Source organism: Micrococcus sp. KRD026, assembly GCF_017168445.1.
Taxonomy (GTDB): domain Bacteria; phylum Actinomycetota; class Actinomycetes; order Actinomycetales; family Micrococcaceae; genus Micrococcus; species Micrococcus luteus.
On the sequence record NZ_JABFBA010000005.1, the window covers coordinates 1 to 22,007 of the forward strand.

Annotated in this window: 25 protein-coding genes and 1 tRNA gene; 13 read left to right on the plus strand and 13 right to left on the minus strand. The window is 71.2% G+C overall.

Translation table 11 applies throughout. The features are described 5' to 3' along the window. The 5 genes from J1M40_RS01380 to J1M40_RS01400 form a co-directional block, all read right to left on the minus strand. A partial coding sequence (locus tag J1M40_RS01380) for a transposase (protein ID WP_152744053.1) occupies window positions 1-157 on the minus strand: 157 nt, incomplete at its 3' end. 62 nt (window positions 158-219) lie between these two features. Further along, the gene (locus J1M40_RS01385) at window positions 220-594 is read right to left on the minus strand and encodes a helix-turn-helix domain-containing protein (protein WP_206450389.1); all 375 of its coding nucleotides are present in this window, start codon (window positions 592-594) and stop codon (window positions 220-222) included. After that, window positions 591-1,712: a DUF2637 domain-containing protein gene (locus J1M40_RS01390; protein WP_206450390.1), complete on the minus strand. Its 1,122-nt coding sequence runs from the start codon at window positions 1,710-1,712 to the stop codon at window positions 591-593. The genes J1M40_RS01385 and J1M40_RS01390 overlap by 4 nt, the downstream gene beginning before the upstream one ends. Continuing rightward, window positions 1,709-2,476 carry a helix-turn-helix domain-containing protein gene (locus J1M40_RS01395; RefSeq protein ID WP_241251974.1) on the minus strand — a complete coding sequence of 256 codons (768 nt, stop codon included), beginning with the start codon at window positions 2,474-2,476 and terminating at the stop codon, window positions 1,709-1,711. Before J1M40_RS01395 ends, J1M40_RS01390 begins: the two co-directional genes overlap by 4 nt. A gap of 83 nt (window positions 2,477-2,559) precedes the next feature. Then, complete coding sequence (locus J1M40_RS01400) at window positions 2,560-2,787, minus strand: helix-turn-helix transcriptional regulator (RefSeq protein WP_060974140.1); 228 nt, start codon at window positions 2,785-2,787, stop codon at window positions 2,560-2,562. A gap of 110 nt (window positions 2,788-2,897) precedes the next feature. Between J1M40_RS01400 and J1M40_RS13010 the strand changes: the two genes are divergently transcribed. Beyond that, window positions 2,898-3,212 carry a helix-turn-helix transcriptional regulator gene (locus J1M40_RS13010; protein ID WP_206450425.1) on the plus strand — a complete coding sequence of 105 codons (315 nt, stop codon included), beginning with the start codon at window positions 2,898-2,900 and terminating at the stop codon, window positions 3,210-3,212. On the opposite strand, the gene J1M40_RS01410 is transcribed toward J1M40_RS13010, so the two are convergent. Continuing rightward, window positions 3,174-3,245: transfer RNA gene (locus tag J1M40_RS01410), tRNA-Asn, on the minus strand. The genes J1M40_RS13010 and J1M40_RS01410 overlap by 39 nt on opposite strands. Before the next feature lie 206 nt (window positions 3,246-3,451). Here J1M40_RS01410 and J1M40_RS01415 point away from each other — a divergent pair. Beyond that, window positions 3,452-4,126 (plus strand): PepSY domain-containing protein, encoded by a 675-nt coding sequence (locus J1M40_RS01415; RefSeq protein ID WP_081339288.1) that lies wholly within the window; start codon window positions 3,452-3,454, stop codon window positions 4,124-4,126. An 81-nt stretch (window positions 4,127-4,207) separates the two neighbouring features. On the opposite strand, the gene dnaG is transcribed toward J1M40_RS01415, so the two are convergent. The 3 genes from dnaG to J1M40_RS01430 all read right to left on the minus strand — a co-directional run bounded on the left by dnaG (window position 4,208) and on the right by J1M40_RS01430 (window position 7,218). Further along, complete coding sequence (dnaG, locus tag J1M40_RS01420; RefSeq protein ID WP_206450391.1) at window positions 4,208-6,118, minus strand: DNA primase; 1,911 nt, start codon at window positions 6,116-6,118, stop codon at window positions 4,208-4,210. Between the two features lie 30 nt (window positions 6,119-6,148). Next, window positions 6,149-6,394, minus strand: coding sequence for a hypothetical protein (locus J1M40_RS01425; protein ID WP_069942019.1), 246 nt, complete (start codon window positions 6,392-6,394; stop codon window positions 6,149-6,151). A 62-nt stretch (window positions 6,395-6,456) separates the two neighbouring features. Then, window positions 6,457-7,218, minus strand: a complete 762-nt coding sequence (locus J1M40_RS01430; protein WP_223247518.1) for a bile acid:sodium symporter — start codon at window positions 7,216-7,218, stop codon at window positions 6,457-6,459. A gap of 53 nt (window positions 7,219-7,271) precedes the next feature. Between J1M40_RS01430 and J1M40_RS01435 the strand changes: the two genes are divergently transcribed. Next, window positions 7,272-8,855, plus strand: coding sequence for an anthranilate synthase component I family protein (locus J1M40_RS01435; RefSeq protein WP_206450392.1), 1,584 nt, complete (start codon window positions 7,272-7,274; stop codon window positions 8,853-8,855). Window positions 8,856-8,968: 113 nt separating this feature from the next. Continuing rightward, window positions 8,969-9,871, plus strand: a complete 903-nt coding sequence (locus J1M40_RS01440; protein ID WP_134416448.1) for an NAD-dependent deacylase — start codon at window positions 8,969-8,971, stop codon at window positions 9,869-9,871. Here J1M40_RS01440 and J1M40_RS01445 read toward each other — a convergent pair. From J1M40_RS01445 to J1M40_RS01455, 3 genes are all read right to left on the minus strand, one after another. Further along, window positions 9,798-11,075: a deoxyguanosinetriphosphate triphosphohydrolase gene (locus tag J1M40_RS01445; RefSeq protein ID WP_251393477.1), complete on the minus strand. Its 1,278-nt coding sequence runs from the start codon at window positions 11,073-11,075 to the stop codon at window positions 9,798-9,800. The two genes, J1M40_RS01440 and J1M40_RS01445, sit on opposite strands and share 74 nt — an antisense overlap. A 121-nt stretch (window positions 11,076-11,196) precedes the next feature. Beyond that, window positions 11,197-12,507 carry a tRNA dihydrouridine synthase DusB gene (gene dusB, locus J1M40_RS01450; RefSeq protein WP_241251975.1) on the minus strand — a complete coding sequence of 437 codons (1,311 nt, stop codon included), beginning with the start codon at window positions 12,505-12,507 and terminating at the stop codon, window positions 11,197-11,199. Window positions 12,508-12,626: 119 nt separating this feature from the next. After that, a complete protein-coding gene (locus J1M40_RS01455; RefSeq protein WP_129866890.1) occupies window positions 12,627-13,043 on the minus strand; it encodes an ankyrin repeat domain-containing protein in 417 nt (138 codons plus the stop codon). 139 nt (window positions 13,044-13,182) lie between these two features. Here J1M40_RS01455 and J1M40_RS01460 point away from each other — a divergent pair, with 139 nt between their 5' ends. The 8 genes from J1M40_RS01460 (at window position 13,183) to J1M40_RS01490 (ending at window position 19,683) form a co-directional block, all read left to right on the plus strand. Then, complete coding sequence (locus J1M40_RS01460; RefSeq protein ID WP_070708914.1) at window positions 13,183-13,437, plus strand: LLM class flavin-dependent oxidoreductase; 255 nt, start codon at window positions 13,183-13,185, stop codon at window positions 13,435-13,437. A gap of 43 nt (window positions 13,438-13,480) precedes the next feature. Beyond that, entirely contained in the window at window positions 13,481-14,917 is a 1,437-nt protein-coding gene (locus J1M40_RS01465) for a recombinase family protein (RefSeq protein WP_070708917.1), read from the plus strand. 181 nt (window positions 14,918-15,098) lie between these two features. Further along, on the plus strand, window positions 15,099-15,311 hold the full coding sequence (locus J1M40_RS12930) for a hypothetical protein (RefSeq protein WP_080555871.1): 213 nt from the start codon (window positions 15,099-15,101) through the stop codon (window positions 15,309-15,311). Further along, on the plus strand, window positions 15,311-15,559 hold the full coding sequence (locus tag J1M40_RS01470) for a hypothetical protein (RefSeq protein WP_007321353.1): 249 nt from the start codon (window positions 15,311-15,313) through the stop codon (window positions 15,557-15,559). The genes J1M40_RS12930 and J1M40_RS01470 overlap by 1 nt, the downstream gene beginning before the upstream one ends. A gap of 342 nt (window positions 15,560-15,901) precedes the next feature. Next, complete coding sequence (locus J1M40_RS01475; protein ID WP_170079787.1) at window positions 15,902-17,323, plus strand: Rep family protein; 1,422 nt, start codon at window positions 15,902-15,904, stop codon at window positions 17,321-17,323. Beyond that, window positions 17,320-17,910 (plus strand): hypothetical protein, encoded by a 591-nt coding sequence (locus J1M40_RS01480; protein WP_010079211.1) that lies wholly within the window; start codon window positions 17,320-17,322, stop codon window positions 17,908-17,910. Before J1M40_RS01475 ends, J1M40_RS01480 begins: the two co-directional genes overlap by 4 nt. Continuing rightward, complete coding sequence (locus J1M40_RS01485; RefSeq protein WP_024034594.1) at window positions 17,907-19,193, plus strand: relaxase/mobilization nuclease domain-containing protein; 1,287 nt, start codon at window positions 17,907-17,909, stop codon at window positions 19,191-19,193. The genes J1M40_RS01480 and J1M40_RS01485 overlap by 4 nt, the downstream gene beginning before the upstream one ends. Then, on the plus strand, window positions 19,144-19,683 hold the full coding sequence (locus J1M40_RS01490; RefSeq protein ID WP_080555874.1) for a hypothetical protein: 540 nt from the start codon (window positions 19,144-19,146) through the stop codon (window positions 19,681-19,683). The genes J1M40_RS01485 and J1M40_RS01490 overlap by 50 nt, the downstream gene beginning before the upstream one ends. A 369-nt stretch (window positions 19,684-20,052) precedes the next feature. On the opposite strand, the gene merA is transcribed toward J1M40_RS01490, so the two are convergent. Next, window positions 20,053-21,477 carry a mercury(II) reductase gene (gene merA / locus J1M40_RS01495; RefSeq protein ID WP_206450393.1) on the minus strand — a complete coding sequence of 475 codons (1,425 nt, stop codon included), beginning with the start codon at window positions 21,475-21,477 and terminating at the stop codon, window positions 20,053-20,055. A 107-nt stretch (window positions 21,478-21,584) separates the two neighbouring features. Here merA and J1M40_RS01500 point away from each other — a divergent pair, with 107 nt between their 5' ends. Then, entirely contained in the window at window positions 21,585-21,974 is a 390-nt protein-coding gene (locus J1M40_RS01500) for a heavy metal-responsive transcriptional regulator (protein ID WP_010079214.1), read from the plus strand. Window positions 21,975-22,007: the final 33 nt, after the last annotated feature.

Here is a 22,007-nt window from a genome sequence, read left to right on the forward strand (position 1 = left end):
CGCCGTACTGGTTCCGCCACCGGTAGTACGTCTGCTCGGACACCCCGAGCTCCCGGCACACCGCCGCGACGTCCTGACCATCGGCGAGCATCCTGTCGGCCTGCCCGAGCTTACGGACGACCTGCTCGGGGGTGTGACGCTTCCTGCTGTTCGTCATGATCTGACCAGTCTCCCTGCCCGCGACCGCGGGCAACAGGACGACTCTCATAACGACTGGACCTACGAAACGGGGTCAGCCCAGTTGGGCGACAAATTGTCAGGGCGCGAATCCATGCGGGTATCTGCACCCCCGCCCACGATCCCTTCCAGGGCTTCGGGATGCAGCTGGTACCGCGATCCGGTCCGCCCCTCGCGTCCCGAACCGCCGTAGACGGCCTTGACCGAGATCAGCCCCAGCTGCTCGAGCTGGTCGATCTGGCGCTGGACCGACCGCACCGACTGTGCCGTCCCACGGGCCAGCAGCTCCTGGCTCGGGAAGCACGACCATGACTCGTCCGCATGGTCGCCCAAGAGCATCAGCACGAACGCCTGCCCCGTCTTCAGTACACCGGTCTCCGTGACCCGCCGCGCCCAGATGATTGCCTCGATGGTCATGCCTGCTTCTCCTCGGTTCCGAACGCCTCGGCGTGCGTCTCACGGGCATCGGCCAAGCGTCGGCGCCCGGTGCGCTCTGAGCACCCGAACTTCTCTGCGACCTCCGCTGCCGAGGGCGCCCGGCCCTCCTGCGCGCGGGCCACGATCCATGCAGTGATGTCCGCACCCGATGCCTTCTCCACCGTCTTCGTCTCTGCGGCGACCGGCTCTGACGACGCCACGGCCTCGACGACCTCGACCCCCTGGGCGACCTGCGGTTCCTCGACCACGGCCTGCTGAACCTCACGGTCCTCGCGCTCGGCCTGACGCTCCATCCGCTCCAGTTCCTGCCGGTGCCGAGCCTCGGCCACTTCGGCCTCCCGCTCGGCCTCGCGCCGCTGGGCCTCGATCTGCCGGCGGCTCGCCGCGAGTTCGGCCTCCAGCTCCGCGCGCTGACGATCCAGCTCCGCCTGAGCCTTCAGCTGCTCTGCCTCCTCCGACACCTGCGATGCGCGCTCGGCCCGCCGCGAGTCCGGGTTCTCCACCGCGACCCGCGCCAGCTGATCCGTGGCCACGAACACCGCCACCGGGACCATCACTGCGATGAGCGCACCCACCACGGACTGCCACACGCTCGCGTTCTCAGCACTCCACGCATGCGCCCCGTTGGCGATCATCGACAGCCCCGTGAACGCCCCCAGCGCCCACCACGACGCCCGCGCGGACTCCCCTCGGGACTCGTGCACCAGTACGGAGCCCGCGTAGACGAGGATCGCCAGGTCGATGAAGACCGGCACCGCCCAATGCATGAACGGCGGCAGGCCCAGCCACGCCGCGACCTCGTAGAGCGCCGCGAACGAGATGGAGAACGCCACCAGCCCGGCCACAGCGGTCCCGGCCACCACGGCCCTGATGAACCGACCGTCGTTCGGGTTCACCCGGCGCGGAAGCGACCGAATCCCACTGCCCGTGGGCCGCGCCCCGGTGCTATCCTTCGAGTGCTCGACCAGCGTGTTCTTTGGAATGTGCACCGTCTCGGATTGAGCGTTTTCGGAAGCCCCGACAGCCTGGCCGCTGCTCGGGGCTTCCGCCCTTTTCGGCCCAGACGTTCGGGCCTCCCACATCTGCTGCGCGCTCATCGCGTGCCCTCCTCGATCTTCTTCAGCACCTCGTCCAGGTCGTCCACCGCATCCCGCAGCGTCGACCGGATCTCCGCCTGGGACTCGCCGTCCACATGGCCCACGGACCGGATCACGTGCGCCAGCGTCCGCACGCACCGCACCGAGTCCCACACGACCCCGTGAAGGTCCTCGTCCTCGACCAGCGCCTTGCCCGTCGCGGGCGACACCAGCGAGGCCACCGGGGTAGCCGCCTTGATCAGCGCTGGCACCGCGGCCGCACCCGACCCGTTGAACGCAGTCAGCACCCGGCGTGCCCGGCCCTTCTGTTCCTCGTCGCGCCGGACCAAGTCCAGCGGCTCGATCCCGAACTCCTCGGCCGGCATGTCCAGCACCGAGTCCAGGCCCATCTGGCCCTCGAGCACCGCCTCTGGCCCTTCGGACGACGTCGCGGCTCGCTCGCGCACCGGCTGATAGGTCTTCCCGTCCGTGCCAGTCACCCGCCGAGCGTTTCCAGGTGTCCCATTTGGGACATCTCGACCCGCCGTCGCGTCGAGTTCCCGGTGCACGGTGCTCTTAGACAACTGAGTGGCGGTTGCGATGGCGCGTGCGCTCATGCCGGCCTCACGAAGTGAGAGGACCACGTCCTGCCGATATTCCAAGGGCGGACGGAGGTGGAGGTGTCCGAACTCACGGGTCACGTAGTCGTCCCAGCTGCGGTAGCCAAGAACGGCCCAGGCCCGTCCTCGATATGCCGAACGGATGAGGTGGTAGACCGACTCCATGCCAGTCTTAATCTGGTCCGTGAGGTCACGCGCTGCCGCAGCAGTCATGGACGCGCCGTGGTCAGGGTCAACCACTGTCGCCGTCACGGCTTCCCCTCCTCGGCCTCGAACACGAAGAGGTCTCGCATCGACAACCCAAGAAAGTCAGCGACGGTCTCGAGTTCCGTGAAGGTGAAATCGCGGTGCCCGTTCATACGTGCTGACACCGATGCGCGGCTTAGACCGAGGGCTTCGCCCAGGTCCCCCATGCTTTTGTCGGCCAGGGCCAACCTGGAGCGGATTTGCAGAGTTAACTGCTTCTGTCTCGTCATGGCCACCAGTGTTGTGCTACCCGCAACACTGGTCAAGCCGTATGTTGCTTATGTAGCAATTTTTTTTCGTATCCCATGACGACTGGCCTGCCCTTCGCTACGCTGGACACATGGATGAGTCAGAAATCAAGACCGCGCTCCTCGCGGAGATCCGCGCCTGGATGGGCCGCCGGCAGGTCAACCAGTCCGACATGGCCCGGCACATGGGCCTGACACGCAGCGCGGTCAGCCGGCGGATGAGCGGACAGCAGGACTTCACGTTCCCCGAACTGGCCTCGATCGCGGGGTGGCTCGACATCACGCTCGCTGAACTGTTCGGCCCGGTCGTCCTCCAGGCACGAAAAAGCCCCCACACCGACATGGTCGGTGCAGGGGCCTCTGCTCGGCTCCCCCGGTTGGATTCGAACCAACAACCCTTCGATTAACAGTCGAATGCTCTGCCGTTGAGCTACGGGGGAATGTGCCGCGAACCGCCGGAGCCGTTCGGACAACGGATGGAACTCTACCAGAGCCCCCGCCCGCGTGCCACCCGGCCGCGGGGCGCCGTCGTCGCCCTGCCCGCCCCCGGGGACCGGCGGCCCTTGCCAGGCACGGCTCCGGCAGGCCTACCGTGCGAGGACATCCCCAGAATCATCAGGAACGGACCCGAAGGAGAGACGTGTCCATGACCATCACGACCCTCACGCGTAAGACCGCCCTGACCGGCACGGGCGTGCTGGCCGCGCTCGCCCTCGCGGCTTGCGGCACCACGGCCGACAACGGCGACGACGGCTCCGTCTCGCCGGAGGTCGACGCCTCCTCGGCAGTGGCGAGCACCCCCGCCACGGACGACGCCTCGACCACGTCGGCCTCGGCGTCGTCGTCGGCCTCGTCGACGTCGGCGTCGTCGACGGCCGCCGCGGCCAGCAGCGGCTCGGGCACCGGCCAGGCCGACGACCCCGCCTACGCGGTGATCGACGCGGTCCTGGAGAAGCACGGCGACGGCATCATCGTCGAGGTGGACGCCAACGATGACGACACGACCTGGGAGGTCGACGTCGTGGTGGGCGAGGAGGTGAAGGAGCTGGACGTCACCGCCGACGGCGACATCACCGAGACCGACCGCGAGTCGGATCTCGAGGACGTCCAGAAGGCGAAGGACGCCGAGGTCACCGCCCAGCAGGCACTCGACACCGCCCGGGAGGGCCGTGACGGGGTGACCCTGGACGAGATGGACCTGGAGGACGACAACGGCACCCTCCAGTGGGAGGTCGGGTTCGATCGCGAGGACGGCTCCGACGGCCCCGAGGTCGAGATCGACGCCACGTCCGGCGAGGTGCTCACGGTCGACGAGCGCTGACGCCGCGCGGCCGACGGGCCGCCGTTTCCCGAACGAAAACGCGCCTGGAGCCGCCGTTTCCCGAACGAAAACGGGTGGGGGTCAGTCGTCGGCTCGGAGGGCCCGGCGGCGCGCCTCCAGTTCCATGAGCTCGCTGTTGAGGCGGGTGAACTCGGCGGGGTCGCCCTCGGGGCCGAGCCGCTGCAGGCGCCCGAGCAGCTCCTCCTTGCGGTGCACGATCTGCAGGGCGAACAGGCGGTTCATGATGTCCCGGCAGTACCGGTCCACATCCTCGGGAGTGCGGGCGGGCAGGTCGCGGACGGCCAGCTCGGAGACGACGCCGGCCACCTCCTGGGGCACGGCGTCCCGCACGGCGTCCACCCAGCGCTGCGGCGTCGCCCCCGCCGACCCGGCCATCTTCACGCCCTGGTGGACGGCGGCGTACTGCGGGACCGTGAAGCGGGCGGCGTACAGCGCGGTCCACTGCTCTGCGGAGAGCAGGGTCGGATGCTGCAGCACCACCTCGAGGGACTCCCGCTCCCGACGGGCGACGGGGTCGCGCGGATCCACCGGCACCACGATCCGCGGCGCCGGGGCGGCGGCCTCCCCGTGGCGGCCCGTGGGCCCGATCGCCTGCCCGTCGTCCGCCGGGGCCGGCCGTGCCTCGGGCTCGGGCCCCCGCCGCGGCGCGCGCCCGGCCGCGGCCACGGCGCGGTGCACGGCGTTCGGGTCCAGGCCGAGCCAGCCGGCCAGCTCCCGCTCGTAGCCGGGACGCAGGACGGCGTCCTTGATGCCCGCCACGATCGGCGCGGCGTGGCGCAGGGCGCCGGCGCGGCCCTCGACGGTGTTCAGGTCGTAGTCCTTCAGCCCCGCCCGGATCGCGAATTCGAAGAGCGGCCGCCGCGAGGCGATGAGCGCGCGCACGGCCTCGTCGCCCTTCTGCATGCGCAGGTCGCACGGGTCCATGCCGCTGGGCTCCACGGCCACGAACGTCTTGGCGAGGAAGCGGTGGTCCTCGTCGAACGCCTTGAGGGCGGCCTTCTGCCCGGCCTCGTCGCCGTCGAAGGTGAAGATCACCTCGCCGCCCGTGCCGTCGTCGGAGATCAGGCGGCGGGCCACCTTGATGTGGTCCGCGCCGAACGCGGTGCCGCACGTGGCCACGGCCGTGCCGACGCCGGCCAGGTGGGCCGCCATCACGTCCGTGTAGCCCTCGACGAGCACCAGCTGGCGTTCCTTGGCGATCGTGCGCTTGGCCAGGTCGATGCCGTAGAGCACCTGGGACTTCTTGTAGAGCGGCGTCTCGGGGGTGTTCAGGTACTTGGGGCCGGGATCGTCGTCGTAGAGCTTGCGGGCGCCGAAGCCGATGGTCGCGCCGGTCATGTCCCGGATGGGCCAGAGCAGGCGGCCGCGGAACCGGTCGTACAGGCCGCGCTGTCCCTCGGACACCAGCCCGGAGGCGCGCAGCTCCTCGTCCCGGAAGCCGCGCTGCCGGAGGTGGTCCAGCAGATGCGACCACCCCTGCGGGGCGTACCCGAGGCCGAACTGCACCGCGTGCTCCTGCGTGAACCCGCGCTGGGTGAGGAAGTCGCGGGCGGCCTGGGCCTCGGGCGAGCCGAGGGCCCGACGGAAGAACTCGTCCGCCACCTTGTTCGCCTCGAACAGGCGACGACGGCGCCCCGTCTCCGCCTTGTCCGGGCCGGTGCCGCCGTCGTCGTAGTGCAGCTCCACCCCCACGCGGGACGCCAGCCGCTCCACGGTCTCCGTGAACGTGGTGTGCTCGAGTTCCATGAGGAAGCTGATGACGTCCCCGTGCGCGCCGCAGCCGAAGCAGTGGTAGGTGCCCACGCCGGGGCGCACGTGGAACGACGGCGTCCGCTCGTCGTGGAACGGGCACAGCCCCTTGAATGAGCCCACGCCTGCCGAGCGCAGGGTGACGAACTCCTCCACGACGGCCTTCAGATCCGTGCGCTCGCGGACGAGGTCGATGTCCTTGCGCACGATCAGTCCAGCCATGCGGACCATTCTAGGGAGGGGGCGGAGCGGTCAGCCCCGAGCGGAACCGGCCTGCGTGGATGGCTCGGTCTCCGCTGCGGCCTGTGCAGGACCGGTCCCTGCCGCGCGGGACGCTTCGGTCCGCGCCGCGTCCACTCCCTCGGACGCGGGGCGCCCGGTGGCGGGGTCGATGACGGGCAGTGCGCCGGTGGCCGCCTCGACCAGCGGATGGAACAGCGCGGCCGACGCCAGGCCGCCGTGACGGCGGCGCGCCGAGGACACGAACGAGAGGCTCATGTCGCCCACCATAGCCACCCGGGACCGTGATTCCGGTCACGGTAAGGCAACATTCTGGGCGGTCAGGTCACGGTTCGACCCGCGCCCGCCCCCGCGGACTGCCCGTGCAGCGGCAGCAGCCGGGGCACCAGCCGGACGAGGCTCACCATCGCCCCGAGCTCCACGAGCGTCTGCGTCACCACCACGAGCGGGGCCGGGTCCAGGCTCGCCGGCAGGGCCAACGCCAGCGGCAGCACGACCAGGGAGTTCCGCGTCACGCCCGAGAACACGAGCGCCCGTCCTGCGGGCACGTCGAGACGCGCCCACCGCGCAGCCACCACGCCGAGGGCCACCATCACGGCGGCGAACGCCGCGAACAGGGGCACGACGGCGGCCAGTGCGGGCAACCGCTCCCCCACCCCGCGGATCTGGGAGGCGACCACCGTGAACAGCGTGACGACCATGAGCGGGACCATCGCCGCCGTGCACCCGCGCACCACCCCGGCTGCCGTGCGGCGCACCCCGCCGCGGCCGCGCGCCGTGCCCCACTGGAGCAGCGCCGCGAGCGCGAGCGGCGCCAGGATCAGCAGGACCAGCGCACGGACGAAGGGCCCGACGTCGACCGCGGCCACGGCAGCCTCGCCGGCGACGACGCGCAGCAGCACGGGCAGCACGACCAGCTGGACGAGCATGAGCAGCGGAGCCGCCGCCAGCAGCCGCTCGGCCGCCCCGCCCGCGAGCGCGGTGAACGCGATGACGTAGTCCACGCACGGGGCCAGCAGCACGAGGAGCACGCCCACGAGCAGCGCGGCGACCAGGGCGCGGCGGGGCGGGGAGGACGGCATGCCGCCAGCGTACGGAGCGATCCGGGCGGGGGCTGACCCCTACGCTGGGGGCCATGCCCACCGCCCCCGCACCGTCCGTGGCCGCTGCCACCCCGTTGCACGTGGCCGTGCGCACGCTCGACGCCGCGGCGCTCGCGGCGGCCGGACACACGGCGGCGACCGCCGTGGCGGCGGTCTACGCGCACGCCGTCGTGCGCGGGGCGGCGTCGTTCTGGCTGGACTCGGCCCTGCCGGACCCGGCCGAGGCCCGCTGGTCCGTGGCCGGAGACGGCCTGGACGTGCTCGGCGAGGAGCAGGGCCGCACGCCCTCCCCCGGCCCGCGGCTGGTCCGGCACGACGACCCTGCCGATCCGGACCGCGCGTGGGCCGACCTCGCGGCCGCGGCCGCGCCCCGGCCGGTGGTCGGCGGCGAGGGGCTGCCGCTGCGCGGCGGCCTGGTCGGCTGGCTCGGCTACGAGCTCGGCCTGGCGGATCTGGGGGTGACACCGCCCTCACCCCGACCCGGGGACCCCGCATCCCTGCCCGCGCAGTTCTGGGTGCGCCCGTCCCGCTACGTGGTGGCGGACCACGCGGCCGGGGTGCTGCACTGCTGCGTCGTCTCCCTCGCTCCGACCGCCGCGGAGACCGGGGCCGACCGCTGGGCGGCGGACGTGCGCCGCGCCCTCGCCGCGGCCCGCCGCGCTCTCGAGACGGCGTCGGGCGACGTCGTCGTGCCCCCGCCGCGGGACGCCGGCCCGGGACCACAGGCCGACGAGGAGGCGCCGGGCACGTGGCGCGAGGACCGGGCGGCGTACGCCGAACAGATCGCCCGCTGCCGCGCCGCGCTGCACGCCGGCGACTCCTACGAGCTGTGCCTGACCACCCGCTTCGACGCCGATCCCGGGCTGCGCGTGGACCCGCTGGTCCTCTTTCACGAGCTCGCCGCGCACCAGCCGGCCCCGTATGCGGCGCTGCTGGAGCACGGCACGGGCGCCCGCCGGTGGGCCGTGGTCTCGGCCTCACCGGAGCGGTTCCTCGCCGGGCGCGCGGGCCGGTACAGCACCAAGCCGATCAAGGGCACCGCCGCCCGCCTGGCCGACCCGGTCGCGGACGCCGAGGCCGCCCGCGCGCTCGCCGCCGACCCCAAGACGCGCGCCGAGAACCTCATGATCGTGGACCTGCTGCGCAACGACCTCTCGCGGGTGTGCGAGCCCGGCTCTGTCGAAGTCCCCTCCCTCATGGCGGTGGAGAGCTACGCGAGCGTCCACCAGCTCGTCTCCACGGTCACGGGCACGGCACGGGCCGGCGTCGAACCCGTGGATGTGGTGCGGTCGCTGTTCCCGGGCGGGTCGATGACGGGCGCGCCGAAGCGACGCAGCGTCGAGCTGCTGGCCGCGTGGGAGGCCTCCCCGCGCGGGGTCTACTCCGGGGCGCTGGGGATGTTGAGCGCGGACGGGACGACGTCGTTGTCCGTCGTGATCCGCACGGCCGTGCTTGCCGGGGGCCGCTGGTCCGTGGGGGCCGGCGGGGCGATCGTCGCGGACTCGGACCCGGCCGCCGAGCACGACGAGGTCCTCCTCAAGGCCCGCGGCCTGCGCCGGGCCCTCGCCCGCGCCGCCGGCACGGGCCTGCCGACGACGTCGCCCGACCTCACCTGACCCCACTCACGGGTTCGGGGGCGATATTCGGCGGTATTCCGACGGAATAACGCCGCAAACCGCCCCCAAACGAAGGGGGGCGACCACCCGTGCCGCCTGCCTAGGCTGGGGACATGGCCGATCCGCACCCCGTCCTCGCCGCCTCCGCCCCCGACCTCGACCCTGACGTGCTGGACGCCGTCCGCGCGCTCGTGGCCGCCGCCGAGCGTCCCGTGGTGCTCTCCGGGGCGGGGATGAGCGCCGAGTCCGGCATCCCCACGTTCCGCGACGCCCAGACCGGCCTGTGGGAGCGGTTCTCCGCGGAGGAGCTCGCCACGGAGGAGGCATTCCTCGCGGATCCCGCGCTCGTGTGGTCCTGGTACCGGTGGCGTGCCCGGATGGTGCGGGCCCGCCAACCGAATCCGGGGCACGACGCCGTCGCCGTCTGGCAGCGCCGCACGCCCGGCCTGGAGGTGGTCACCCAGAACGTGGACGACCTGCACGAGCGCGCCGGCGCCCGGGTCCTCGCGCACCTGCACGGGTCCCTGTTCGAGCACCGCTGCGCCGACTGCGGGGCCCCCGCCGACGTCGATCCGGGCGCGCCCGCGGACGAGGCGACGGCCGGCTCCGAGGCCGACCTCGAGGCGATGCTCCGCGAGGCACCGCCGGCCTGCACCGTGTGCGGGGACGGGCTGATCCGCCCGGGGATCGTGTGGTTCGGGGAGATGCTGCCGGCCGAGCCCTGGGACCGCGCCTTCGCCGCGCTCGAGGACTGCGACCTGTGCCTGGTGGTCGGCACCTCGGGCATCGTCCAGCCGGCGGCGTCCCTGCCGTTCGTGGCGCTGGGGGCCGGGGCCGCCGTCGTGGAGATCAACCCGGTGGAGACCGAGCTGAGCGGCGCGGTCACGCACGTCCTGCGGGGTCCCGCCGGCGCGGTGCTTCCCGCGCTGCTGGACCCGCCGGTCAGAGCCAGACGCGACGGAACTCCGCGCCCTGCACCAGGGTGTGATGCCACTCGACGGCGGTCGAATCGGTGAGCGAGGCGATCTGGTCGATCACCACGCGCCGCCGGGCGGCGTCGTCGGGGGCCTGCGCCCAGTCGAACGCGAACATCGGCTCGAGGTACCGGTCCCCCGTGGCCTCCAGCAGCGCCACGAGCTCCGCGAGCACCTCGCGCTGCCGCGCGTAGAGCGGCTGGCGCTGCTCGGCGGTCATCACGTAGGCCGCCGCGATGCCCTTCATCACGGCGATCTCGGTCTCCGTCTCCTCGGGCACCACGACGTCGGCCCCGTGGCGGGTGAGCGGCTCGTTGCCGAACACCTGGCGCGTGGCGTCGAAGGCGGCGCTGCAGAACCGGCCGATCAGCTGGCTCGTCATGTCCTTCATCGCCGCGAGCGCCCGCCGGGAGCCGTCCATCTCGGAGACCCACACGTTGGTGGCCTCGAGGCGGGCCAGGGCCGCGTCGACCTCGGCCGGGTCCGTGTGCGGCAGGTACCACTGGCGGGTGGTCTCCACGACGCGCTCCCGGTGCTCCGGGATGGCCAGCCACTTGAGCTGGAACACGGCGTTGACCACGCCGTCCTCGACGTCGTGCACGGAGTAGGAGATGTCGTCCGCGAGGTCCATGACCTGCGCCTCCATGGACGTGCGCGTGCCGGGCACCCCGGCGCGGAACCAGCGGAACACGGGCAGGTCGTCCTCGTAGACGCCGAACTTGCGCGAACGCGTGCCGTCGGGGCGCAGCGGGGCGTCCTCACGGGTCCACGGGTACTTGCACGCGGCGTCGAGGGCGGCGCGCGTGAGGTTCAGGCCCGCGGAGGAGCCGTCCGCGAAGAGCTTCTTCTGCTCGAGGCGGGCCAGCAGGCGCAGGGTCTGGGCGTTGCCCTCGAAGCCGCCGACGTCCTCGCTGAGCGCGTCGAGCGCCTTCTCCCCGTTGTGCCCGAAGGGCGGGTGGCCGAGGTCGTGGGACAGGCAGGCGGTGTCCACGAGGTCGGGGTCGCAGCCCAGCGACCGGCCGAGCTCACGCCCCACCTGGGCCACCTCGAGCGAGTGCGTCAGGCGGGTGCGGGCGAAGTCGTCCGCGTCCGGGGCGACCACCTGGGTCTTGGCCCCCAGCCGGCGCAGGCCCGCGGAGTGCAGCACGCGGGCACGGTCCCGCTCGAAGTCCGAACGGTAGGAGGACTTGGGCGGCTCGGGCAGCCACCGCTCCCGGTCCCACGGCGTGTAGCCGGGGGTCTGCACAGCGCGGCCGGCATACGGGGGCCGGCCCTCGGGGCCGAACAGCACCGGCTGGTGGGCGGCGCCGGTCCAGGGCGACGACGGCGCGGCGGGCGCTCCGGCGGCGGGCTCCGGCGTCGTGGGCTCAGCCACCGGAGACGTCCAGCTCGGCGGCCTGGATCATGGCCTGCTGCTCGGCATTGAGCTCGCGGGAGTCGAGCCAGCCGTCCGGCAGGTGCGGGCGCTTGGGGGCGCCGGCCCGGCCGCGCGGGCCCTCGGCGGCCTCGCCCGGATAGGGCTGGTCCCGGTCCACGCGGGCGAGGATCTCGCGCATCGTGGCGAGGTCCGGGACGGTGGACAGCGCGGTGCGGATCTCCGAGCCCACGGGGTAGCCCTTGAAGTACCAGGCCACGTGCTTGCGGATGTCCCGCAGCGCCTTGAGCTCGTCGCCGCCGAAGGTGTCCACGAGCAGCTCGGCGTGGCGGTACAGCGTGTCCGCGACCATGCCCAGGGTCGGGCGGAACCGGTCCTGGCGGCCCTCGAAGGCGGCCTGCAGGTCCCCGAACAGCCAGGGCCTTCCCTGGCAGCCGCGGCCGATCACGACGCCGTCCACGCCCGTGCGCTCGACCATCGCGATGGCGTCCTCCGCGGACCAGATGTCGCCGTTGCCGAGCACGGGGATGTCCGGCAGGGCCTCGCGCAGCCGGGCGATGTCGTCCCACACGGCGGTGCCCGAGTAGAACTGGCGCGTGGTGCGGCCGTGGAGGGCGACGGCGGCGACGCCGAGGTCGCGGGCCGTGCGGCCGGCGTCGAGGAAGGTCAGGTGGTCCTCGTCGATGCCGCGGCGCATCTTCACGGTCACCGGGATGTCCTTCTTCGAGGCCTCGGTGACGGCGGCCTTGACGATCGAGGCGAACAGCTCCGACTTCCATGGCAGGGCCGAGCCGCCGCCGCGCCGGGTCACCTTCGGCACGGGGCAGCCGAAGTTCATGTCGATGTGGTCGCAGCGGCCCTCCTCGACCAGCATCCGCACCGCCGCGCCGGTGGTGACCGGGTCCACGGAGTAGAGCTGCACGGAGCGGGGCACCTCGTCCGGGTCGTGCTGGATGATCCGCATCGACTCGGGCTTGCGCTCGACGAGCGCGCGGGCTGTGACCATCTCGTTGACGTAGAGGCCGCCGCCGTACTCGCGGCACAGGCGGCGGAACGCGGTGTTCGTGATGCCGGCCATCGGGGCGAGCACCACGGGGACGTCGATGGTCAGCGGCCCCAGCCGCAGCGGGGGCAGGGTCAGGCGGTCCGTCGTCGGGGCGGGGTGGCGGGCCTCGTGGAGCTGATCGTCGTCGGTGATGCGTCGACCCGCGCCGGCGGACTTGGCGTAGTGCGCGGCGTGGAGGTCGGCGACGTCGTCGGCGTCGGTCACCGCCGCGGCGGGGAGGGTGTGGGAAGAAGTCATGTCGGACCCCATTCTTCCATTCCGCCCGGCACCCACGTCACCGTGCCCCACGACGAGGCCCGCTGGGAGGCGATCGCCGAGGCGCCCCGCCGGGACGGGCAGACCGTCCTCCCGGCGGGTCAGGCCTCCGACGACGGCGCCGCGTCCCCGCCGTCGAGCACGGCCAGCAGGTCAGCACCGGCGAACATCTGAGCGGTCTGCCGGGCCGACGGCGTGCCCGCGTCCGGGTCCGCACCGGCGGCCAGGAGGTGGCGCATCGAGACGACATCCCGCTTGAACGTGGCGCAGGTCAGGGCGCGCTGGCCGCGATCGTTGGCGTGCTCGATCTCGGCGCCGGCCTCGATCAGCATCGCCACGGTGTCCGGGTGCTCGTGGTAGGCGGCGAGGGTGAGGAAGGAGTCGCCCGCGTGGTTGCGCAGGCGCGTGCTCACCCCGGCGTCCAGGTATGCCTTCAGCTGGGCCGTGTCCCCGTCCCGCGCCATGTCGAAGAGCCGGTTCGCCAGCTCGATGTCCTTCTCGCTCCACTGCTCGCTCATGCCCGCCAGTATGGCGGACGCCGCGGCGATCGACCGCTCCGCAGCGACATCTCCGCGGGTCTGCCCGCAGGTGATGTCGCCGGCCGGCGGTCAGACGAGCACCGGGAACAGCCCCGCCCGCCCCGCGGTTGCACCCGGCATGACCCGCAAGCACCTCGGCTTCCTCAACTTCGGCCACTGGATCCACCGGCCCGGCACCGCCCCGGACGCGCGGCAGGCCCTCGACGACGTCGTCGCGATGGCCGTGGCCGCCGAGGACGCCGGACTCGACGGCGCCTGGCTCCGCGCCCACCACTTCCAGCGGATGTTCTCCTCACCGTTCCCGATCCTCGCCGCGATGGCCGCCCGCACCGAGCGGATCAGCCTCGGCACCGGCGTGATCGACCTGCGGTAGCACATGTCGGGGTTGCAACACTCGTCCACGTAAGCTTGGTTGCATGGTCGAACTGGTAGCGCTGAGGAAGACGAACGAGGTGGCGGCCTACGTCCGCGCCTCCATGGACCGCAAAGGCGACCGCTGGACGGTCGATACACAACTGAGGAAGATCAGGGCATTGGCCGAGGCCAAGGACTGGAACGTGGTCGAGGTCTACGAGGACAACGCGGTGTCGGCGACGAAGAAGCGTCGAGCTGGCACCCGCTGGGCCGAGATGTTGGACGACGCCCGAGCAGGTCGATTCTCGATGGTCGTCGCCGTGGACATGGACCGACTGCTGCGGAGCACGAAGGACCTCAACACGCTGATCGACCTCGGCCTGCGCGTCGTCACAGTGGACGGCGAGATCGACCTCTCGACGGCCGACGGAGAGTTCCGAGCGACGATGCTCGCCGCTCTCGCCCGGTTCGAGGCTCGACGCAAGGCGGAGCGGCAGATCAGGTCGAACGAGCGCCGCCGCGCCGAAGGCATCCCGGCGTCCACCTGGAAGGCGTTCGGTTGGACGAGGGAGGGCGAGCTGATCGAGGAGGAGGCCGCCGCAGTTCGGCGGGCCTTCGATGCGTTCCTCGGTGAGCCGTCGCTGTCGATCCGTCGCATCCGGGAGGACTTGAACAGCGCTGGCCACCTCACCGCCCGCGGGTCGGAGTTCTCCGTCGATGCTGTGCGGTATCTGCTGGCGAACTCGCTCTACGCTGGCTTCATCCGCCACTACAAGACCGGCGAGCTGTACCCGGTGCAGGGCGAGGCGTTCCCGCCCATCGTCGGCGAGCAGACGTGGCGGGCCGCGGTGGCGAAGCTGGAGGACAACGTGCGGAGGTCGGCGAGGCAGGGCAATCAGCCGAAGTACCTCCTGTCCACGATCGGCCTCTGTGGGAAGTGCGGCGCGACGCTCGTCTCGGGGACGAACAGCCGCAAGCAGCCGACGTACCGTTGTGGCGAGCAGTTCCATCTCACCCGCCAGCGCGAGCCCGTCGATGCGATGGTCACCGAGGCGGTGCTCACGCGCCTGTCGTCCGTGGACGTGCACGACCTCGTGATGCCGCAGGAAGCCGCCGGGCCGGATCGCGAGGAACTGCTGACCGAACGGAACGCCCTGGTCGAGCGGGTGAAGGAGCTGAGCCCGCTGCTGCGCGACATCCATCAGCCGGTCCTGGAGATCACGGCGGCGATCAACGACGTGAAGGCTCGCATCGACGAGATCGACGCGGAGCTGCTCGACCGCTCGGTGTCGGTGGCGGCGAAGCTGCTGGCGGAGGTCGACGAGCCGGTCGGCACCGCGGAGCGCCGCGAGGTTGTCGAGTCGAAGTGGAAGGCGTTGGACATGGACCGTCGCCGGATGCTCGTGGACGAGCTGGTGACGGTGACCATCGAGCCCATCATGCCGGGTCACGTGAAGTTCGACCCCGATCTCGTGCGGATCGAGCCGAGACGCGACTGACTCATGACTCGACTCGTCATTGCACTGGTGAGTCGAGTCATGGAAGAATGGTTGCAGACAAGAAGATCCCACCGGGGCCGCGACTTAGAAGCGCGGGGTTCTGCTCCCGGATGAGTAGCCGGTCAAACAGCCCAATTACCGTGGCGGGGAACCGGAAGATACTCATGTCTGAGGACTTCCGATGTCTGTCGTTATCGACGTTCCCCGCGCATCCGCGCTCGTCCGCCCTGGCCTCGATCAGGGCTCCGCTCCTTCTCCGCAGGCAGACGGCCACGATCCCGTCATCGCCGCCGCCCGCGCCGCTGGCCGCCGAGCCGGTGAGCGCCTGGCACTCACTCCGCTGACCCCGCGCCAGCGCGCCGCCGTTGCCTCTGTGATGGGCGGTGGTCGCTGATGAGCGCGAACTCCGCCGCCTTCGATCACTTGACCGGCTTCCGCTGGCGTCAGGGCGACCCGTCCCTCGCCGACGCCGAGGCCCAGCTCTACGACCTCGGCGTGCTCCGCTCTGTGCTGGAGGAGGCCGTCGAGATCGCCGTCGCCGACGCCCGAGCCGATGGGGTGACCTGGGCCAGGATCGGCGACGCCCTCGGCGTCACGCATCAGGCTGTCATCAAGCGCTACGGCCGGGGCGGTGGTCGCTGATGTACGCCGACGCACGCAACCTCAGCACCGATCCCACCAACCTGACCCCGCCCGGAGGGCCTGGCCTGGCACCCGCCGAAGGCGGGCTGCCCGTCGTCGTGATGGCTGCCCGTAGCCGTGCTTCGCACTCCAAGAGTTACGAGACCCTCATTCGTTCCTACGGGCGCGGCAAGGGCTTGTCGATTGCCGCGCCTTGCAACAACATGCCTGGTCAGCGGCCTGTTCCGCCCTCGCTCCGTCGCGTGGTCCCGCGGGATCATTTGGGGTCTCATTTGGGGGTCAATAGGGGGTCATTTAGGCGCCGCACTCCCTCTGAGGCCCTCCGCGCCGCCCGCGGCGGGGGTGGTCGCCGTGGCTAAGCAGGAGAACAACCCGACGAGCATCGGGCTCACGCAGTACCTCGATCCGTCGTACTGGGCCTGGGCTGCCGAGGACCCGAACGGGGCCGCGCTGCTCCAGCAGGGTGCCGAGGCGATCCTCGCCTACGTGGTGCAGCGGCTCGAGGCCACCGGCTGCCAGGTCGTCGAGGCCTACGGCATCGTGCACGACAGGGACGAGCGCGAGGTCTGGAGTGACACGGAGAAGGCCCTGGTGGTCGAACCGAAGCCCGAGCACCTGCACGCCGTGATCAAGTTCGCCAGCCGTGCGAAGAGTGCGCCGCTGGATCGGCTCGCGTTCGGCATCGGCGTCGAGCCCCAGTACGTCGAGAAGCCTGGCCGCGGGCGGTACGCCTTCGACAACATGCTGTCGTATCTGACGCACGTGAAGTACGCGGACAAGCACCAGTACGCGCCTTCGGAGGTCGCCACGGTGCGTGGGCCTGACTACCTCGGGATCGACGCCCAGCGCCGGGAGACGTGGCTGAAGGGCCGCGCCCACGTGAAGAAGAAGATCGTCGCCGAGAACTTCGAGGACATGCGGGAGCGCGTTCTCCAAGGTGAGATCACGCGGGATCAGATCATGCTCACGGACGAGCTGTTCGATATCTACTCGCGGCATCAGCGGGAGATCGACGACGCGCTGTCGGCCTACGGCCAGCGTCGCGCATACCGGGCGGCGGCGAAGCTGCGCGCCGGTGAGTTCTCGACGCACGTGGTGTTCGTCCATGGGGATGCCGGGATCGGCAAGACCCGGTTCGCCACGGACTTCATTACCGAGGCGATCAACGCGGCGAACGCGCACGGCGAGCGGTGGCAGGTCTACCGGGCCGCGACGGGGAACCCGCTTGATGACTGGCGGGGCGAGGAAGTGCTGCTGCTGGACGATCTGCGGGCCTCGGCGATGGATGCGAACGACTGGCTGCTGCTGCTCGATCCGTACAACGCCTCGCCTGCGAAGGCCCGCTACAAGAACAAGGGCGAGGTCGCCCCGCGCCTCATCGTCATCACGGCGACGATCGAGCCCGTCGAGTTCTTCTACTACGCCCGCCAGAAGGGCAACGTGGACGAGGCGCTGGACCAGTTCATCCGCCGGCTGGCCTCGGTCGTGAAGGTCTATCGTGCCGACGACATCAATCGTTACCTCGTGCAGCACATCGGGAAGATCGAGCCCTACGAGTGGCACCAGTGCAGCGTTCCGACCGCCGCGCACACGCCCGGTATGTACGGCAACGCGTACCACCAGAACGTCGGGTCGCGGGAACTGACCTACGGCCCGGAGACCTCGGCCGAACATGATGCGGAGGGCGCGGTTGCTGAGCTGCTGGGTGGGCTCGCGGTGCGGAGCCCTGACGTGCCGCTGGCGCTGATCGGAGGTGCCGCATGAGCACCGAACGCGATGCGCTCTTCCAGGGGGTCGAGGGGGCCGGAGGCCCCTCGCAAGCAGCCGGGGAGGACATGAGCGCCAGCGAAACGTCCGACACGGCTACTGCTTGCCACTCTGGCGTACAGGTGGAGCAGCAGACCGACTCCCAGGTGAACACCGGTCGGGCTGATGCGGAGGCTGTGCGCCAGAGTCACGGCGGCGCGAAGCGTCGTCGTGGGGGCGGCGGGAGGCTCGACACCCGCTTCGATGACGCCACGCTCGCGGCGCTTCGCACTCGTGCGAAGCGGCTCGGGCTGGCTCCGAGCACGTGGGTGCGGACCGTCGTGCGCGATGCCCTGCACGCCTCTCGGAGCGAGGAGCTGGATGCCGCCGTGGCCGCGCAGCTGCTCGGGGTCGAGGAGCGCGTGCAGGCGTCTGCTGATGCTCGGGAGCTGGCCGCCCAGGTGCGCCCGCTCGCGATCAACGTCAACGACCTGGACCGCCGTGCTCGCGCGGGTGAGCCGGTGGCGCTGTCGGCGGAGGTGCCCGAGCTGATCGAGCTGCTGCACGAGGTCCGCGCGCTGCTCGGGGATCGGGCGGCCTCATGAGCACGACGCATTACAGTCCGAGCGCCAACGCCGCCGACACCGAGCGCTACATCCGGGGCAAGGAGGACGAGCGCGGCGTCGCGATCACGGGCGACGTGCCGGGAGGCCCCGGCGCGTTCTCGGCGCGCGCCCGCGCGCTCACCCAGAACACGAAGCGTGACGTCGAGGCGCTGCACTACAGGCAGTCGTTCAGCGACGACGAGTTCGACCCAAAGAATCCTGAGGACGTGCAGCGGGTGAACGATCTGGGTTACCAGCTCGCGAAGAAGATGCACCCCAACGCGGACTGCCTCGTGGTGAGCCATGTGGACGGACGCGGGAAGAAGCCGCACAACCACATCTTGGTCATCAACCACAGCAATCGGACGGGGAAGGCGCTCTCGGACTATCGCACGTTCCACGACCGCAAGGCCGGGAACCAGCGGGGCGTTCAGTCAGCGAACGACGAGCTCATGCGCGAGCACGGTCTCTCGGTCGTGAAGCGTCTGGAGCACGCGCCGAAGGACTGGGAGCTGCGCCGCGAGGACTTCGCCGAGGGCGGGCTCGACCGCGAGATGGGCGACCGGATGAGCGCCGCCCTGGCTGATCCCCGTGCGGTGGACAAGGCCGGTCTCGAAGCGGTGATCGAGGAGCAGAACCAGCAGCTCGGCGATGACGGGGAGCGGGTGCCGCGGATGCGGTTGCACAGCCCCGTCAGCAAGAAGGGCAAGCGCGCCGGGCAGGAGACCTGGACGCTCTACATCGAGGACCGCCGCGGCGAGTCCGGACGCGCCGAGCGCCGCAAGCGCGCGAGCGCACTCTCGGCGGACTTCACCCCGGAGGGCGCGCAGGCGTTCTTCGACTATCACCAGCAGCAGGAGGAGCAGGAACATGAGCGCAGCGCTCGACAGGCTGAAGCAGCAGAACGCGCAGAGCGGATCGCAGCAGCAGCTCGACAGTCCGGAGACGATGGAGGCGTTGACCTCGATCCTCGCCGCCGTCGAGGCGCAGAACGCGAGGCTCGACCGGCTGGCCGAGCAGCAGAAGAAGCTCGCAGGGTTCGTGAAGGTCATGGACGAGGAGACGACGAGGCGGCTGGAGCGGATCACGGCCTCGGCGTCGACCTCCTCGCCCTCCAGCGACGCGTCCGCGAGGATCGCGAGTATCGAGAGCAGGCTGAACGAGATCGCGAGCACGCTCGGCGAGTTCGCGCAGAGTCTCAACGGCGAGAGCTTGAACGCCGCGTCGCAGAGCTTGGTCGCGGAGGCGCAGAGGAATCACGCGGCTACGGCATCGGCGATTGAGGGGCTCAAGGCGCAGGCCGCGGCGAACCAGAAGCTCGTCAGCCAGGTCGGCGGCGCGGTGCAGCGGATCGAAAAGCGCACCGAGGAGCGAGTCGTGAAGGCCGTCGAACAGGTCGCCGGGGAGGCGTCTGCCACGATCGCGGCAAACCTCGACGCATCGAACGAGCGCGCCGAGCGGATCATCGCTGCCACGGCGAAGCTGGAGGCCCGTCAGCTCTGGTCGGCCGCCGCCGCGATGTGCCTCGCACTCCTGCCGGTGGTGGTGGTCGTCGCCGGGCTCTGGATGGGCATCGCTGGGCTCATCACAGGCGCTCAGTGGGCGCTGGACGTGGACGGTAGCGTGTGGCTCGGGATCGGGCGCTGGCTCGTGATCGCCGCGGGCCTCGCGGCGGCCGGCTACGGGGTCTTCGCGTCCGTCCGCTGGGTTGCTGGCCTCGTGGAGACCTGGAAGGGTCGCGGGATGCCGACGTGGCCGAACTGGCGACGATGACTGGAGCCACTCGAACTACTGACCCCGGTCAGTAGTCGAACGATTGCCGCAGCAGCCGGTCGAGCGACGTCGGTGCCGCCGCAGTCGCCGGAGGACGATCGCCGCTGTGACGGCCACCCCGACTGCGATCCCGGCACCGATGAGCCAAGGGTTGCCGAGGAAACCTCCGATACCTGCGAGGGCTCCGCCCGCGGCGAGGAGAGGCAGGCCGCAGCAGATCAGCAGCGGAAGCGCGCAGCATGCCAACAGGAGCAAGCCCGTCCCAGCACCGACAAGCACGCCCGCGCGATGCGAGTCGTGGTCCTCATCGCCGCTCATCGTCTGTTCCTCTCCCAGCTGAGCGTTCCCCCCGATTGTCTGCGTGCGCGTTCACGCGCAGCACGACAGGAGCGACGGATCGGTGGTGAAGGCCTTGGCGGCGATCCGGATGCCCTCGGCCATGGTCAGGTAGGGGGCCCAGGCGTCGGCGACCTCGGCGACCGTCTTGCCGAGCACGTGGACCCCGGCGGCGGCGAGCTCGCCGGCGTCCTTGGCGACGGCGGTGATGCCGAGAATCTTCCCGGTGTCGGCGTCCACGACGATCTTGACGAAGCCGCGGGTGTCGCGGTTGACCAGTGCGCGGGGCACGTGGTGCAGCGGCAGGACGCGGCAGTCGCAGCGGATCCCGGCGGCGACGACGTCCTTCTCGGTCATCCCGACCGCGCCGATCGCCGGGCCGGTGAACGTCACCCTCGGCAGTCGGGCGTAGTCCACGGCCCGGTCGGCGTCGGCGAACGCGTTCTCGGCGACGAGGGTGCCGTGGTGGGCGGCGACGTAGACGAACTCGGGGTGGCCGGTCACGTCGCCCGCGGCCCAGATCCGCGGGTGGGAGGACTGCATCCGGTCGGAGACGACCACCTCGCCGAGGTCCCCGGTCTCGACCCCGACCCTGTCGAGGCCGAGCCCGTCGGTGACCGGTCGTCGTCCGAGGGCGACGAGCACCTGGTCGGCGCGGAACTCCTCCCGCCCCCCGGCGACGTCCGCGGTGACGACGGCCTGCCCGGTCGCGGCGTCGCGGGACACCCGCGTCGGCAGCGCGCGGCGGACCACCCGGATGCCCTCGTCGGCGAACACCTCCTCCAGCGTCCTGGACACCTCCGGCTCCTCCTTCGACGCGAGCCGGGACCGGACCAGCACGGTGACCTGGGAGCCGAGCCGGGCGAACAGCTGCGCCTGCTCCAGGGCGACGTAGCCGCCGCCGAGCACGAGCAGGGACTCAGGGAGTTCGGTCAGCTCCATCGCCGTGGTCGAGGTCAGGTACCCGGTCTCGTCCAGGCCGTCGATCGGCGGGGCCCACGGCCGAGAGCCGGTCGCCACCAGGAAGTGCCCGGCCTCGATCGTCTCGGTGCTGCCGTCGTCCCCGGCGACCTGGAGGACCGGAGCGTCGGGGGTGCCGGCGAACGCGGCGTCGCCGCGGCGGACGGCCCACCCGTAGCAGTCGGCGACGTCGGCGTACTTCTCGCCCCGCAGCGACTCGACCAGCGCCTGCTTCCCGGCGATCAGGGCGGGCATGTCCACCGGCCCCGCCGTCGTCGCGATCCCCGGGAACCGGTCGGCGGCGTCGGCCGCGGAGTGCCGTGCGTCGGCCGCGGCGATCAGGGCCTTCGACGGCACGCAGCCGGTGTTCACGCAGGTGCCGCCCAGCGTCCCGCGCTCGATCATCACCACCGACTTGCCGAGCGTGGTCGCGCGGATCGCGGCGGCGAACGCACCACCGCCCGATCCGATGATGGCGAGGTCGTACTTCGTGGGCATCGCAGCTCCTGTCAACACTTGGTCTTCCGGTCTGTCTCAGCCATACTGGACCTTCCAGTGCAGGGGAAGGTCAAGAGGACTTCTGCCGAAAGAAGAGGGGGCCTGCGATGCGCATCGGGGAACTCGCCGAGCGGGCGGGAACGACGGCGAAGACGCTGCGGTTCTACGAGGAGCAGGGCCTGCTGCCGCCGGCCGAGCGCACGCCGTCCGGATACCGCGACTACGCGCCCGAGACGGCCGCCCGGATCGACTTCGTCCACCGCGGCCAGGCCGCGGGCCTCACCCTCGCCCAGATCCGCCAGATCCTCGACATCCGCGACGACGGCGCTGCTCCCTGCGAGCACGTGCGCGACCTCCTCGACGCACGCCTCGCCGAGATCGAGCAGCAGATCGCCCAGCTCGCCGCGCTGCGCGACACCATCACCGAGCTCAGACGCGACGCCGCGCAGCCCGACCCCGACTCGTGCAGCGCGGACCAGGTCTGCCGGTACCTGTAAACGGCAGAGCCGGTCGCACCAACGCCACAAGCC

Coding starts and splice junctions, on each gene's coding strand:
- J1M40_RS01385 (WP_206450389.1), bottom strand. CDS start 594: ATGACCATCGAGGCAATCATCTGGGCGCGGCGGGTCACGGAGACCGGT.
- J1M40_RS01390 (WP_206450390.1), bottom strand. CDS start 1,712: ATGAGCGCGCAGCAGATGTGGGAGGCCCGAACGTCTGGGCCGAAAAGG.
- J1M40_RS01395 (WP_241251974.1), bottom strand. CDS start 2,476: ATGGAGTCGGTCTACCACCTCATCCGTTCGGCATATCGAGGACGGGCC.
- J1M40_RS01400 (WP_060974140.1), bottom strand. CDS start 2,787: ATGACGAGACAGAAGCAGTTAACTCTGCAAATCCGCTCCAGGTTGGCC.
- J1M40_RS13010 (WP_206450425.1), top strand. CDS start 2,898: ATGGATGAGTCAGAAATCAAGACCGCGCTCCTCGCGGAGATCCGCGCC.
- J1M40_RS01415 (WP_081339288.1), top strand. CDS start 3,452: ATGACCATCACGACCCTCACGCGTAAGACCGCCCTGACCGGCACGGGC.
- dnaG (WP_206450391.1), bottom strand. CDS start 6,118: ATGGCTGGACTGATCGTGCGCAAGGACATCGACCTCGTCCGCGAGCGC.
- J1M40_RS01425 (WP_069942019.1), bottom strand. CDS start 6,394: ATGAGCCTCTCGTTCGTGTCCTCGGCGCGCCGCCGTCACGGCGGCCTG.
- J1M40_RS01430 (WP_223247518.1), bottom strand. CDS start 7,218: ATGCCGTCCTCCCCGCCCCGCCGCGCCCTGGTCGCCGCGCTGCTCGTG.
- J1M40_RS01435 (WP_206450392.1), top strand. CDS start 7,272: ATGCCCACCGCCCCCGCACCGTCCGTGGCCGCTGCCACCCCGTTGCAC.
- J1M40_RS01440 (WP_134416448.1), top strand. CDS start 8,969: ATGGCCGATCCGCACCCCGTCCTCGCCGCCTCCGCCCCCGACCTCGAC.
- dusB (WP_241251975.1), bottom strand. CDS start 12,507: ATGACTTCTTCCCACACCCTCCCCGCCGCGGCGGTGACCGACGCCGAC.
- J1M40_RS01455 (WP_129866890.1), bottom strand. CDS start 13,043: ATGAGCGAGCAGTGGAGCGAGAAGGACATCGAGCTGGCGAACCGGCTC.
- J1M40_RS01460 (WP_070708914.1), top strand. CDS start 13,183: ATGACCCGCAAGCACCTCGGCTTCCTCAACTTCGGCCACTGGATCCAC.
- J1M40_RS01465 (WP_070708917.1), top strand. CDS start 13,481: ATGGTCGAACTGGTAGCGCTGAGGAAGACGAACGAGGTGGCGGCCTAC.
- J1M40_RS12930 (WP_080555871.1), top strand. CDS start 15,099: ATGTCTGTCGTTATCGACGTTCCCCGCGCATCCGCGCTCGTCCGCCCT.
- J1M40_RS01470 (WP_007321353.1), top strand. CDS start 15,311: ATGAGCGCGAACTCCGCCGCCTTCGATCACTTGACCGGCTTCCGCTGG.
- J1M40_RS01480 (WP_010079211.1), top strand. CDS start 17,320: ATGAGCACCGAACGCGATGCGCTCTTCCAGGGGGTCGAGGGGGCCGGA.
- J1M40_RS01485 (WP_024034594.1), top strand. CDS start 17,907: ATGAGCACGACGCATTACAGTCCGAGCGCCAACGCCGCCGACACCGAG.
- merA (WP_206450393.1), bottom strand. CDS start 21,477: ATGCCCACGAAGTACGACCTCGCCATCATCGGATCGGGCGGTGGTGCG.
- J1M40_RS01500 (WP_010079214.1), top strand. CDS start 21,585: ATGCGCATCGGGGAACTCGCCGAGCGGGCGGGAACGACGGCGAAGACG.